Below are 14,018 nucleotides of genomic sequence, written 5' to 3'. Positions count from 1 at the left end.
TCCATTAATTTTTCCTCAACAAGCTGACAACGAAATTGGACAAAGCACTGACGCAGGAGCTCTTTGACATGTGGATGTACACCGAAACGATTGATGGTACGATAACTTGGTTCATATCCTTGAGCTAACCACATCATTCGAACACTATCTTTGAGTAATCCTTCGATCTTTCTACCAGAGAAAACGGATTGCGTATAAGCGCACAAAATCACCTTCATCATCATTCGCGGATGGTAAGCCGGACAGCCTGTTTCACGTAAAAGGCCAGCGAATGCTTCATCTGGAATCGTTTCCACAACATCGTTGACGGCATAAGCTATATCATTTTCTTGAAGTTTTATTTCTAAATCTAACGGCAAAATGACTTGATTCATGGTATAATGTTTAAACATAAGGGATACCTCCGATACTGTTTTTGTGTCGTTACTTTAACTTTATCAGAAGGTATCCTTTTTACGTACTTTATTTTAGCATTTTATTAAAAAGAGTGGTCCCCACCAACGTATTGGCGAGGACCACTCTTTTTAATTACTGGGTTTTGTCCCAGCCTCTGTACTAGGTAACACTGTCAGCATATATAAAAAATTCTATAGGTGAGAGTATAAAGGGAGCTGCTCCTTTGTCCTTATCTTTAGTGTTAGTTATCTTTAACGAGAAAAAACAGGGGATTTAGAAACCTTCCATATTTCAGAAGCGTATTCATGAATCGTCCGATCGCTGGAAAATTTTCCTGAATGTGCAACATTCGTGATACTCATTTTCATCCATTTTTGTTGATTACGATATGTTTGGTCGACAAATTCTTGTGTTTCTTCGTAACTATTGAAATCTTTTAAAACAAAAAATTCATCATTATGAGAAAGTAAATTATAGTAAATATCTTTAAAGTCTTTTTCATCATTACCAAAAAAACCGTCGTGTAATTGATTTAAAATGGATTGTAAACGTTCATCTGTTTGGTATAAGTCTTGGGCATTATAGCCGCCATGGTGATAAAAATGAAGGACTTCGTCTGCAGTGAGTCCAAATGTAAATATATTGTTTTCGCCAACCATATCTTTTATTTCAATGTTAGCCCCATCTAGAGTCCCGAGTGTAAGTGCTCCGTTCATCATCATCTTCATGTTGCCTGTGCCAGATGCTTCTTTACTGGCAGTGGAGATCTGCTCACTAACATCAGCGGCAGGAATTATTTTTTCGGCTAGTGTTATATTATAGTTTTCTAAAAATACGACCTTTAGTTTATTTTGAATTGTATCGTCATTATTAATGATATCAGCAGCTGAAAGGATGAAACGAATAACTTGTTTGGCGAAATAATAGCCCGGAGCAGCCTTTGCTCCAAAAATAAAAGTACGTGGAATAATATCAAGATCTGGGTTTTCTTTTAGGGTATTGTACAAGTAAACAATATGAAATATATTTAGCAGCTGACGTTTGTAGCCGTGCAATCGCTTGATATGAACATCGAAAATAGACTGGTCATCAACGATTAATCCAGTTTGAGCTTTGATGATACGGGCAAGCCTTTGTTTATTATACGTTTTTACTTCTTTTGCTTTTAACTGAAAGGAAGGATCTTCTGCATAGCGTATAAGCTTAATTAAATCTTTAGGACGTTCCTTCCATTGATTTCCGATGGCGGACGTAATTAAACGGGAAAGTTCAGGATTTATTTGCAGCAGCCATCTTCTATGGGTAATACCATTTGTTTTGTTATTAAATTTTGCTGGATACAGTCGATAAAAATGTTTCATTTCTTTATTTTTTAAAATATTAGTATGGATTTTGGCAACACCGTTTACACTGTGGCTCCCAACAATTGCCAAATGAGCCATTTTTATCTGCCCGTAACTGATGATTGCAAGTTCAGGGATTTCATTTCTAAATTGTTTGTGGTCAAACCAAATACTTTGGCAAAACCTTTCGTTTATTTCTTCCACAATCATGTAAATTCTTGGCAGCAGTGCAGAAAACAAGTCCACTGGCCAAGTCTCTAGTGCTTCACTAAGGGTGGTGTGGTTCGTATATGCCACCGTTTGAGTCGTAATAGACCAAGCTTGTTCCCAGCCCATCTCCTCTTCATCCATTAACAATCTCATTAATTCGGGAACTACCAAACTAGGATGAGTGTCATTGATTTGAATAGCCACTTTGCTCGAAAACTCTGATAACGATTGATTATACTTTGTTTTAAATGAGCGAATAATACTTTGAAGTCCTGCAGATACGAGAAAGTATTGCTGTTTCAATCGAAGCTTTTTTCCTTCAAAATGAGAATCATCAGGATAAAGAAACTCAGATATTTGTTCAATGGAACGTTTATATTCTAGATAATCGTTATATTGTGGAAGTTCATTTTGAGAATAAGCTGCTGCGTCTATTGATGATTCGGCGCTCCATAATCTAAGTGTATTAACAGTTTGATTGTTATATCCAGTAATCGGTACATCAAACGGCACAGCCCTAACTGTTTCCGCGTTGTTGTGATAAAACTGGAGTCGTCCGTTTTCTTCTTTCATGTTAATTGTGCCGCCAAACTTCACTTCCACGCTTTCATCTGGTTTTCTATGTTCCCATACATAATCATCTTTAAGCCAATAATCTGGTAATTCTACTTGGTTTCGGTTAATCAGCCTTTGTTCAAACAAGCCGTATTTGTAACGTATACCGCATCCATGACCGGGGATTTGCAAGGAAGCCATAGAATCTAAAAAACAAGCTGCCAGCCTCCCCAGCCCTCCGTTACCAAGTCCGGCATCGTGTTCACAAGCCAGCACCTCATCCAAAGTAAAACCAAGCTTTTTTACTGCTTTTTTTGCCGGCTCTAACATTTGAAGATTTAATAGGTGTACTTTCATCAGCTTTCCAAGTAGAAATTCCATGGAAAAATAATATACTTGCTTTTCGTTATTTTTATCATAAAATTCCTGCGTTAATTTCCAATCTAGATTTATTTTTTCGGTTAAAGCACAGCTTAAAGCAATAAATATTTCTTTATTTGATGCATCTTTAACAGATATGCCTAGTTTTGTTTCTAGATGGCTGTTTATGGCTTCTTGTATCTCTTTTTCTTTCATAAATCCACTCCCTCTTCGTGCATTTAAAAAATCAAAGCTCTTCATACATGGAAAGGTATTTTTTTGCAGATTGATGCCAGCTGATAGAGGAGGCATAAATGTTATTTAAGATGTTATCCCAAAGTTCTGGAGTATGATATGTGTTTAATGCATATTGGATCGCATGAAACATATCGTGGGCATTGTAATTTGTAAATGAAAAACCGTTTCCTTCTTTCGTATATTCATTAAAAGGAACAACAGTGTCGCGCAGTCCTCCTGTTTCACGAACTATTGGCGCTGTTTCGTATCGTAAAGCAATTAATTGACCAAGCCCGCAAGGTTCAAATCTCGAAGGCATTAGAAAAAAGTCAGAACCAGCATAAATCCTTCGTGCGAGTGCTTCATTAAAAAAATTATAAAAAACAATTTGTTCTTTATGTGTATGTGCTGCCTCTAATAAAGTATCTTCAATAGAGTTATCTCCAGTGCCTAAAATAATAAGCTGCACATCTTCTTGTAATATTTCATGAAGCATACAGGTGACAAGAGAAAGCCCTTTTTGTTCAACAAGTCTTGAAATAATCCCTATCACAGGAGTTTCCGATGAAACAGGCAGATTAGCTTCTTTCTGCAAAGCTTTTTTATTTTCTTTTTTGTCGTCTGAAGAATGGTAGTAGTTTTTATATAAGCTTGTATCTGTTTTGGGATTAAATTCAGAAGTGTCTATTCCATTTACTACTCCATACAGATTTTCCTGGCGTTTACGCAGGAGAGGATCAAGACCCTCTCCATAATAACTGTACTGTATTTCTTTGGCATAAGAAGGGCTTACTGTAGTTAAAAGGTCTGCGTGATAAATTCCAGCTTTCATGCAATTTAGCAATCCATCCCATTCCATTCCGAACATATGCTCAGATCCGATATTTAGCAGCTCATTGAACATATTAGCAGGCATAATACCCTGGTATTGAATATTATGGATAGTAAACACACATTTAACTCCAGTAATAGGCTGCAAGATTTTCAAAAAGGCAGGAACTAAACCAGTCTGCCAGTCGTGACTATGAATAATATCTGGGGTAAAAGAAAGAAATGGCAGTGATTCGATGACTGCTCGACTAAAAAAAACAAACCGTTCCCCGTCATCGAAATACCCATAGGTTCCTTTTCTGCCGAAATAGTAGGAATTTTTGATAAAGTAATAAGTGATGTTGTTATGAGAAAGTTTATGCAGAGAAGCTTCTTGATTGCGCCAGCCAACAGGAACATTAAACGACGCAACAAGGTCTGTTTCTGATTGGTTAAGTTTTATATCTTCATAGAAAGGCAGTATAACATTGATATTACAATGTTGTTCATTTTTCAGTGCAGCCGGTAAAGAACCGATCACATCGGCCAGCCCTCCGGTTTTTATAAAGGGAGTGCATTCAGAGGCAGTAAATAAGATGTTCAACATAGCTCTCTCCTCTTCAACGATTAAATAGATGATCTCTTAGCGATAGCATAAGGTTGTTCTTTTGCACCAATAAGTGTTCGATTTTTCGAAACCCTAACGTCTTTATCGATAATGACATCTTCTAGTACTGCTCCTTCTTCAATATGACAGCGTTGCATAATAATTGAATTTTTTATAGAAGCCCCACTATCTACTTTTACTCCCCGAAATAGAATGCTGTTTTCTACCTCGCCTTTTATCACACATCCATTAGCAATTAAGGAGTTTTTAACTTCGATGTGGCTGTTGTATTTTGCCGGAGGTTCATCTTTTACTTTGGTATATATCAATTGATCGGTAAAAAACAGTTTTCGATAGTTTTCAGAATCTAAAAGTCTCATGTTGTGTTTATAGTAGCTTTCTAAAGAATTAATGACCGATGAATAACCAGAATGATGATATGTCTGCACATGCAGTCTTGAGAGATTGTCTTTGATGCCATCTTGAAAAAGGCTTGTTTTTCCTCGTGAAATGCATTCTTCTACTAAGTCTAAAAATAATTTTTTTCCAATTATATACATACCTGAAAATACGGCAGGGTTGATTTTGTCATTTGTAAAAGCACTCACCCAGCCTTGTTCATCATGTTCAACTTTTAAACAGTGGTTATGTTCATTTTCTAACACAGGAAATGTTTTTGTAATTAAAGTCACATCTGCTTCTGTTTGCAAATGATGGCGAAAAGCTTCACGAACGGAAATATTACTTATAAATTGGCTTCCGCTTATGCAAATATACTGAGGGTTGCCACGTGAAAAGAAATCCCGATTGTTATGATAATGTTGAAGATCTCCTTTAGATACATCACTAGGATCGTTCCAGTCTGGGGGTAAAATAAATAATCCGCCTCTTTTTCGATCAAGGTCCCATTCCGCTCCAGTCCCCAAGTGGTCCATAAGCGATCGGTATTTGTTTCTTGTAAACACAGCTATTTCTTGAATGCCTGCATTGGACATGTTAGAAAGTGTAAAGTCAATTAATCGGTAGCGTCCTGCAAAAGGTACAGCGGCACCGCACCTGAAATAAGTTAATTCTTGTAAAAAATCATATTCGGCATCAAGATTGACTACTCCCATCATTCCAGTCATATTTGTCCCCTTCCTAAATTAAAGCTGTTTAACATAAGTAAAATTTTCAAAGGAAGTTTCCTTATCTATTACTATTAATTTTTCATCCGCTTCTGGCTTTATTACACATCCATCCGGTAAGATGGTATCTTCTTTTACAATCGCTCGCTCTAATATAACATCCTTACCTACTTTCACTTTTGGCATAATAACAGAATCGGTTATGCATGATCCCATTTTTGTTTCCACACCGTAAAATAAAATAGAACGCTTAATATTCCCGAACACTTGGCATCCTTCATTAATGAGAGAACCTCTTACGGTTGCTTCAGGACCAATATAATGAGGGGGTTGATTTGGATTTACCGTGTATATGCGCCAATGAGGATCATCAAGGCGAAGGCAAGAGTCATCGTCTAACAAATCCATATTAGCTTCCCAATAGCTTTGAATGGTACCGACATCTTTCCAATAGCCGCGGTATGGAAAAGCGAAAAGTTTACGATTATCCTCGAGCATTGCAGGGATAATATCCTTTCCAAAATCATGACTTGAAGCAGGGTTAGATGCGTCCTGGATTAAGTATTGTCTTAGAACAGACCAGTTAAAGATATATATTCCCATCGAAGCTAAGTTGTTTTTGGCAATGGCTGGTTTTTCTTCGAAATCCGTAATTGCTAAATGATTATTCGTGTTCATAATACCAAAACGTGAAGTTTCTTCCCATGGTACTTCAATAACTGAAATAGAAGCTTCGGCTCCTGTTTCTTTGTGAAAATCAAGCATAGCTGAATAGTTCATTTTATATATGTGATCACCTGAAATAACGAGTACAAATTCTGGATTATACTGATCTAGGAAATGTAAATTTTGAAATATAGCATCTGCGGTACCACAATACCAGTCCCCGCCATCCTTTACTCGGTAAGGCGGTAAAATACTAGTACCCCCATCGCTTCGATCCATATCCCATGGCTGTCCTATACCCAGATGCCTATTAAGAGCAAGAGGGGCATACTGCGTTAAGACGCCCACTGTATCAATTCCAGAATTCGCACAATTGCTTAAGGTGAAATCAATAATCCGGTATTTGCCGCCAAAATAGACTCCAGGCTTTGCCATATCTTTTGTCAATAGACCAAGTCTTTTTCCTTCTCCACCGGCTAAAAGCATGCCAACACATTCTTTTTTCATGTATGCGCCTCCTCTTATTTCATTCTTTTTTCACTTTTCTTAAAATACTAATAGCAAAAGGTGGAATTTTTAGTTGTATTGATTGGGCTTGATTATGCCATGGGATTGGTGTAGAAAACATTACCTCCTCATTTAGCTGTCCAGACCCTCCAAATTTACTGTCGTCCGAGTTGAAAATTTCCACATAGGAACCGGGTTTGGTTACCCCAACCTTAAAATCATAACGAACGACAGGGGTGAAATTGCATACTACAATAAGGAAATCTTCCTTTGTCATCCCTTGACGCATAAAAGCGAGTATACTTTGGCTGCTGTTGTCAGCATCAATCCAAGTAAAACCTTCAGGGTCATAATCTTTTTTATATAAACAAGGATATTCTTTATAAAAATGATTTAATACTTTTACATAGTACTGCATTTGCTCGTGAAGGGGGAATTGAAGAAGCACCCAATCAAGTTCTTCTTTGTCCTTCCATTCGTCATACTGAGCTATTTCGCTGCCCATAAACATAAGTTTTTTTCCAGGGTGTGTCATCATGTATCCTAATAATAAACGCAGCTGTGCAAACTGCTGCCATTGGTCTCCGGGCATTTTCTGTAAAAGAGACTTTTTCCCATGTACAACCTCATCATGAGAAAAAGGGAGAAGATAATTTTCTGAGTAAGTATACATTAATGAAAAGGTAAGTAATTCGTGGTGATGCTTGCGGTTAATTGGATCCATTTCCATGTATTTGAGGATATCGTTCATCCACCCCATGTTCCATTTAAAATTAAACCCTAAACCGCCATCGTGGACTGGTGCGCTCACAAGCGGCCATTCTGAACTTTCTTCTGCCATCATGAGAGCGTGAGGGTAGTAATAAAAAACAGTTTCATTTAACTTTTTAAACAATGCAATTGCTTCAAGGTTTTCCTCACCGCCGTAAGAATTAAAGACGGGTTCTTCACCATTGTGCTTATCAAAATTTAAATACAGCATACTGGCTACAGCATCTATACGCAGTCCGTCCACATGAAATTCTTCAAACCAGAAGATCGCGTTGGAAATTAAAAAACTTTGGACTTCTGGACGGCCGAAATCAAATGTCAATGTTCCCCATGAGGTTTTTTCTGCTTTTCGCTGATCATGGTATTCGTACAAAGGTTTTCCATCAAATAACCTTAGTCCATGGTCATCTTTGCAAAAATGTCCGGGTACCCAATCCATAATTACTCCTATGTTATTTTCGTGGCAAGTATTGACGAAATATTTAAAATCGTCTGGATTGCCATACCTGCTGGTGATAGAAAAATAGCCTGTGATTTGATAACCCCAAGACCCATCAAAAGGATGCTCAGAAAGCGGGAGAAGTTCAATATGGGTATAACCAAGTTCTTTTACATATGGCACCAAAAGATCGGCTAACTCTTTGTAGGAATAAAAGCTGCCGTCTTTCTTTTTTTTCCAAGTGCCTGCATGAAGTTCATAAATAAGAAGAGGAGAATGATAAGCATTATAATGCTTTTGGTTTTTCTGCCATTTATCATCTGTCCATTGAAAATCGTTATGGCTGTAAGTAATAGATGCGGTAGCAGGACGGACTTCTGCTTGAAAGCCATAAGGATCTGATTTAAGAATTTTTGATCCTTCAGCTGTTAAAATTTCATATTTGTAAGCAGTTCCATTTTTTATGTCAGGAATAAAACCTGCCCATAATCCTTCCTGATTTACTTTTTTTAAAGGATGTTCAGATCCATTCCAGCAATTGAATTCCCCTGCAACACTCACTTTTTGAGCATGTGGAGCCCACACTGTAAAACGGTAGCCATACTTCCCGTCCAGCTTGAATGGATGAGCTCCAAGAAGATGATGACTATGAAACAGCGTGCCTTGGTGAAATAAATAAATATCATCTTCAAAAAATTGGTAAATTTCCATTATCCGCCCCCAAAAAAAGAAATAAATAAGATAGTATATTTGTTGACAGTGATAAATTTCTCCAAAGAAAAAAGAAACCCTTCAATTTTTAAAAAAATAATGGAAATTAATTGAACTAATTTTTATGCTAAAATCTTAAAACCTAATTTATGGACAACTAGTTTACAAAGAACAATTAAGATTGCAAAAGTTAGACGTAGAAGAAGAAAAAATTGTAATTTAAAGTTATGGGAAATTATTGTGGGAAAAATTGACAAGACCTCTAATAGAGTGAAAGTCCTTTTATGATGCATGTTCAGTAGAAGGCGTCTGAAAAATGGAAAGTAAATGCTTTCTTTTGATAAACGGAAAAGGCGTGGCAGAACTCCTAATATTTTATTATACTTGATACCAAATAGGAAACGGCTAAGAAGCTTGTTTTTCTATTCGGTAAGACACGGGTGAGGAAAACGATTAAAGGAGTGGTGCTGATGGAATGGAGAAAACACTGGGAACGTTGGAAAACGAATATTTGGATTGATCAACAATTAAAAAAGCAGCTCGAACAGATAAGTGCGGATGAAAAACAGCTTGAGGACTGCTTTTATAAATATTTAGAATTTGGTACAGGTGGAATGCGCGGGGAAATTGGACCAGGTACTAACCGTATGAATAAATTTACGATTAGAAGAGCAGCAGAAGGACTCGCAAGGTATATAGAAGATCATGGAGAACAAGCAAAATCTCGTGGGGTGGTTATTGCATTTGATTCAAGGTATCATTCCAAAGAGTTTGCTTTAGAAACAGCTCTAACCCTTGGGGCCCATAAGATACAAACATACATATTTCAAGAACTGCGCCCAACACCTGAACTTTCTTATGCAGTACGTAAATTAAAGGCGTTTGCAGGTGTTGTAATAACTGCGAGCCATAATCCCCCTGAATATAACGGTTTTAAAATTTACGGCGATGATGGCGGTCAATTCCCGCCTAAACCTGCAAAAGCGATTATAGAGAAAGTAGAGCAAGTTGAAGATGAGCTGTTAGTAGAAGCTGCTGAAGAAAATGAAATGAAGGCGTCAAGACTTCTTCAAGTAGTCGGGGAAGAAATAGATGAGGCTTATAATGATGAACTGCAAACCATAAGTGTTAATCCTGAACTGATCCAAGAAAAAGGAGACCAAGTTTCTATTGTTTTTACTCCTCTTCACGGTACGGCCAACATTCCTGTAACTAGAGTGTTAGAAACAAGCGGCTTTACAAATGTTCATGTTGTGAAGGAACAAGCGCTTCCTGACCCTGAATTTTCCACCATTAAAAGTCCTAACCCAGAAGAGAAAGCTGCGTTTGAACTAGCTATTAAAGAAGGAATCAAACAAGATGCGGATGTGTTAATCGCAACAGACCCAGATGCAGACCGGGTTGGGGTTGCAGTAAAAGGTGCAGATACTCATTATCAGCTGCTTACCGGGAATCAAACAGGTGCTTTGTTGTTAGAATACTTACTTTCTGAACGTAAAAAGCAGGGTTTTATTCCGGATAATGGAGTGATGTTGAAAACAATTGTGACTTCGGATATCGGCCGTGTTATTGCAGAAAATTATGGTTTGAAAGTTATGGATACTCTGACTGGATTCAAATTTATTGGAGAAAAAATTAAACAATTTGAAGAAGATGGAACATATGATTTTCAGTTTGGATATGAAGAATCCTATGGATATTTAATTGGCGATTTTGTACGCGATAAAGATGCTGTACAAGCAGCATTATTAGCCGCAGAAATGACACTATGGTTCAAAGAACAGGGTAAAACACTTTATGACGGACTAATGGATATCTATGAAAAATACGGATACTTTCTTGAAGATTTAGATTCTTTAACGTTAAAAGGAAAAGAAGGTGCCGAAAAAATTGATGGTCTGCTAAAAGACTTTCGCCTTAATCCCCCGGCTTCAATAAGTGGCAAATCCATTAAAATAATTGAAGATTACCAAACGTCTGAGCGTTCATTTATAAAAGGGGGTAAAAAAGAAAAGATCGAATTACCAGTGTCCAACGTGTTAAAATACATTAGAGAAGATGGAGCTTGGTTTTGCATCCGCCCATCAGGAACAGAGCCTAAAGTAAAATTTTATTTTGGGGTAACAGAAAAGAATATGGAGAATGCTGAAGAGCAACTACTTCAATTAAAAATGGACGTAATGGCAAAAGTGAACCAGTATATTTAAAAATATGGGATGCGCTCCGGAGAACTTTTCGTCCGGAGCGTTAATATTCTTTAGAGTAATGATAAGATTTTTTATTTAAAGGGGTTTGAATATGAACACCTGGATAAGCGACTACTTGCAGACGCTAAAACTTAAACAAGAAACTCCTTCACGAAAGTACTTAAAAAAAATTATACGAGCGCATGTTCGGACATTTCCATTCGAAAATGTTAGTAAACTTTTGCTGTATCAGCAATATAAAGGTTCTGCTCCTTTACCTTCCATTGAAAAGTTTTTAGAAGATCATAGGAATTATCATACAGGAGGTACCTGTTTTGCCTTAAATTCATGTTTATTTGACTTATTAAAGTCTCTTGGTTTTAAAGGACATCTCATTAGACCAGGAGAAGAACACATGGCTATTATTCTTCACGATCCTGAAATCAATGGGAGGCTTTTATATGTAGATGTAGGAACGACTGCACCATTATTTGATCCGATACCGTTTCATGGAAGAAAGCATTCTATTCCGCCATTTGCAGGGGAGAAACTGTTATTTTTACCTGGTGAAGAATATGGAGAATATACTTACATAAGAGTTAGAGGAGATCAAATCACGGATAAAAAATGGACGTTCTCTGTTTTTGATAAAATGAAGCTGGAAGATTTTGAACCTTGGGTAACATTAACGTTTCGAAAAGAAGCTTTGTTCATGAATGTTTTGCGCTGTCAGCTGTGGCAGCCAGAAAAAAGAAGAGGTCTTTCGCTTGTTAATAGAAAATTTACGATACGTAATGGTAACGGGGGAGTATTAACTAAAATACTTCCGAATCGAAATGCCCTTCAACAAGTATTGATGGATGAATTTAAGATGCCTAAGCTGCCTGTGACAGAAGCGCTTGATATTCTCTCAGATAAAGATGTAGATATATTTTCTGAGAACCCATAATACGCAAGGAAGCATTTTGTTATACTGTTAAGAATAAATGGTTATAAGCAAATCGGCGGCGTTCAACGTTCAGAACGTTTGAATGCCGCCGTTTCAGGATTTTCCGTTTATAGGCACATGACGGCAAAGCAAGTCCGCCTAGGCGGCAAGCGAAGTTTTTATAATAAAGTGTTTTTAATATTTCACTTCAAAGGTTCCTTTATGTTGGACAGTATCTATTTCGCTTATGTCTAAGTTTTGGACTTTCGAAAATTTGCTGCCCTCAGCTATAGCATCCAAGAAATGTGCCATTTTTTTTTCATTCCCCTCAGCTTCTATCTCCACTGTACCATTTGCTTTATTTCTTACCCACCCTTTAATTCCTAATTTTAGCGCTTCGGCTTGGGTGAAATTTCTAAAGCCGACACCTTGAACTTTTCCATGTACAACAATATGTTGTTTAATCATTCTTTATCCACCTCCACTGCAGTTTATTCCTTCTTTAAATATACAACAAACTAAGAGTCTATCTCTATCAAAAGGAATGTACTAAATGTTCATTGTTGCCTTCTGTTTTCATATAGTAAAGGTAAGAAGAGTGGAGGAGGGAATATTGTGAATACTCATGAAGAAAAGGAGTTAAAAAGGTCGATTGAAGAAATAACTGAAATAGCAGAAGGCTTTGGTTTAGATTTTTATCCCATGCGCTATGAAATTTGTCCAGCTGATATTATTTATACATTTGGAGCATATGGTATGCCAACTCGTTATTCTCACTGGAGCTTTGGAAAACAGTTCCACAAAATGAAGCTGCATTACGACTTAGGTTTAAGCAAGATATATGAATTAGTAATTAATTCGAACCCATGTTATGCGTTTTTATTAGAGAGTAACTCATTAATTCAAAACAAATTAATTGTGGCGCACGTGCTTGCCCATTGTGACTTTTTTAAAAATAATGTCCGGTTTTCAAACACAAGAAAAGATATGGTAGAAAGTATGGCAGCAGCAGCAGAAAGAATATCACACTATGAAATGGTCCATGGAAAAGATGAAGTAGAGCAGTTTTTAGATGCCGTTCTTGCTGTACAAGAACACATTGATCCTAGTCTTGTCCGTCCAAAGCTCGATTGGACCATTGAAACAGAAGAGGAAGAAGAGCCATCATTCAACGAGAAGCCGGGTCCGTATGAAGATTTATGGAGGTTAGATGAAAAGGAAAAAGCAACCCCGAAAAAAAGAAAAAAGAAAGCTTTTCCGCCACGGCCGGAAAAAGACTTACTATTGTTTATTGAAGAATACAGCAGAGACTTGGAAAGCTGGCAGAGGGATATTTTGACTATGATGCGTGAAGAGATGTTATATTTTTGGCCGCAGTTAGAAACTAAAATTATGAATGAGGGATGGGCGTCTTATTGGCACGCGAGAATATTGAGAGAAATGGATCTGAGTACGGAAGAAAGTGTAGAATTTGCAAAGTTAAATGCCAGCGTCATACAACCTTCTAAAACGACAATAAATCCTTACCATTTAGGGCTTAAAATATTTGAAGATATTGAAGAACGATACAATCATCCAGGTGAAAGGCTCCAAGAACTTGGTGTGGAACCTGGCAGCGGCAGAGAAAAATTATTTGAAGTTCGAGAGCTGGAGTCTGACACGTCTTTCATTAGGAATTACGTAACTAAAGAGTTAGTTCAGAAAGAGGATATGTATTTATTTCAGAAACAAGGCAGAGATTATACCATTGTAGATAAAGAATGGCAAAATGTCCGGGATCAAATTATTCGTTCCAGAGTGAATGGAGGATTTCCTTATTTAACAGTTACAGACGGCGACTATGCAAAAGCTGGAGAGCTTTATATTACACATCATTTCGAAGAAGAAGAATTAGATATAAAGTACTTGGAAAAGACCCTTCCTTATCTGTACCGGCTTTGGGGAAGAAATGTCCATCTAGAAACTGTAGTGGACGGGAAAAAAGTAAAATTCAGCTACAATGGCAGTAAAGTTCATCGTAAGACATTGTGAGTTAAATAGTAGAAAATATAGAGTGATTTTCATTAATATCTCAATATTTTCAATTTAGAAATTTTTGTGTTATACTTTTGCCAATACCCGGCATTATTCGTGAATGCCGGGTTCTGTATAATATAAGGGGGATT

The 14,018-nt window shown here is 37.1% G+C and carries 10 protein-coding genes; 3 read left to right on the top strand and 7 right to left on the bottom strand.

Features of this window, described 5'->3' with window-relative positions; translation table 11 throughout:
- The 6 genes from FZF09_RS16075 to glgB form a co-directional block, all read right to left on the bottom strand.
- On the bottom strand, window positions 1-392 hold a 392-nt coding region (locus FZF09_RS16075), incomplete at its 3' end, for a transposase (protein WP_199256810.1).
- 255 nt (window positions 393-647) lie between these two features.
- Window positions 648-3,080 (bottom strand): glycogen/starch/alpha-glucan phosphorylase, encoded by a 2,433-nt coding sequence (locus tag FZF09_RS16070; RefSeq protein WP_158737618.1) that lies wholly within the window; start codon window positions 3,078-3,080, stop codon window positions 648-650.
- 31 nt (window positions 3,081-3,111) lie between these two features.
- Window positions 3,112-4,518: a glycogen synthase GlgA gene (glgA, locus tag FZF09_RS16065; RefSeq protein WP_370514471.1), complete on the bottom strand. Its 1,407-nt coding sequence runs from the start codon at window positions 4,516-4,518 to the stop codon at window positions 3,112-3,114.
- A 20-nt stretch (window positions 4,519-4,538) separates the two neighbouring features.
- Complete coding sequence (gene glgD, locus FZF09_RS16060; RefSeq protein ID WP_158737617.1) at window positions 4,539-5,645, bottom strand: glucose-1-phosphate adenylyltransferase subunit GlgD; 1,107 nt, start codon at window positions 5,643-5,645, stop codon at window positions 4,539-4,541.
- Window positions 5,646-5,663: 18 nt separating this feature from the next.
- A complete protein-coding gene (locus tag FZF09_RS16055) occupies window positions 5,664-6,818 on the bottom strand; it encodes a glucose-1-phosphate adenylyltransferase (protein WP_158737616.1) in 1,155 nt (384 codons plus the stop codon).
- A gap of 19 nt (window positions 6,819-6,837) precedes the next feature.
- Window positions 6,838-8,739, bottom strand: coding sequence for a 1,4-alpha-glucan branching protein GlgB (gene glgB / locus FZF09_RS16050; protein ID WP_158737615.1), 1,902 nt, complete (start codon window positions 8,737-8,739; stop codon window positions 6,838-6,840).
- A 470-nt stretch (window positions 8,740-9,209) separates the two neighbouring features.
- Between glgB and FZF09_RS16045 the strand changes: the two genes are divergently transcribed.
- Together FZF09_RS16045 and FZF09_RS16040 are read left to right on the top strand one after the other, a co-directional pair.
- Window positions 9,210-10,946: a phospho-sugar mutase gene (locus FZF09_RS16045; protein ID WP_158737614.1), complete on the top strand. Its 1,737-nt coding sequence runs from the start codon at window positions 9,210-9,212 to the stop codon at window positions 10,944-10,946.
- A gap of 91 nt (window positions 10,947-11,037) precedes the next feature.
- Entirely contained in the window at window positions 11,038-11,874 is an 837-nt protein-coding gene (locus tag FZF09_RS16040; RefSeq protein ID WP_158737613.1) for an arylamine N-acetyltransferase, read from the top strand.
- Between the two features lie 174 nt (window positions 11,875-12,048).
- On the opposite strand, the gene FZF09_RS16035 is transcribed toward FZF09_RS16040, so the two are convergent.
- A complete protein-coding gene (locus tag FZF09_RS16035) occupies window positions 12,049-12,321 on the bottom strand; it encodes an acylphosphatase (RefSeq protein WP_158737612.1) in 273 nt (90 codons plus the stop codon).
- A 147-nt stretch (window positions 12,322-12,468) separates the two neighbouring features.
- On the opposite strand from FZF09_RS16035, the gene FZF09_RS16030 reads away from it, so the two are divergent.
- Window positions 12,469-13,884 (top strand): SpoVR family protein, encoded by a 1,416-nt coding sequence (locus FZF09_RS16030; protein WP_158737611.1) that lies wholly within the window; start codon window positions 12,469-12,471, stop codon window positions 13,882-13,884.
- Window positions 13,885-14,018: the final 134 nt, after the last annotated feature.

The organism is Alteribacillus sp. YIM 98480, from assembly GCF_009765375.1.
In the GTDB taxonomy this organism is placed as follows: domain Bacteria; phylum Bacillota; class Bacilli; order Bacillales; family Marinococcaceae; genus Alteribacillus.
The sequence above is the reverse complement of the archived record's forward strand: the minus strand, read 5'-3'. Positions and strand labels throughout refer to the sequence as shown.

Bases quoted from the DNA above. Each gene is read 5' to 3' on its own strand.
- glgD (WP_158737617.1), bottom strand. From the start codon at position 5,645: ATGACTGGAATGATGGGAGTAGTCAATCTTGATGCCGAATATGATTTT.
- glgB (WP_158737615.1), bottom strand. From the start codon at position 8,739: ATGGAAATTTACCAATTTTTTGAAGATGATATTTATTTATTTCACCAA.
- FZF09_RS16045 (WP_158737614.1), top strand. From the start codon at position 9,210: ATGGAATGGAGAAAACACTGGGAACGTTGGAAAACGAATATTTGGATT.
- FZF09_RS16040 (WP_158737613.1), top strand. From the start codon at position 11,038: ATGAACACCTGGATAAGCGACTACTTGCAGACGCTAAAACTTAAACAA.
- FZF09_RS16055 (WP_158737616.1), bottom strand. From the start codon at position 6,818: ATGAAAAAAGAATGTGTTGGCATGCTTTTAGCCGGTGGAGAAGGAAAA.
- FZF09_RS16070 (WP_158737618.1), bottom strand. From the start codon at position 3,080: ATGAAAGAAAAAGAGATACAAGAAGCCATAAACAGCCATCTAGAAACA.
- glgA (WP_370514471.1), bottom strand. From the start codon at position 4,518: ATGTTGAACATCTTATTTACTGCCTCTGAATGCACTCCCTTTATAAAA.
- FZF09_RS16035 (WP_158737612.1), bottom strand. From the start codon at position 12,321: ATGATTAAACAACATATTGTTGTACATGGAAAAGTTCAAGGTGTCGGC.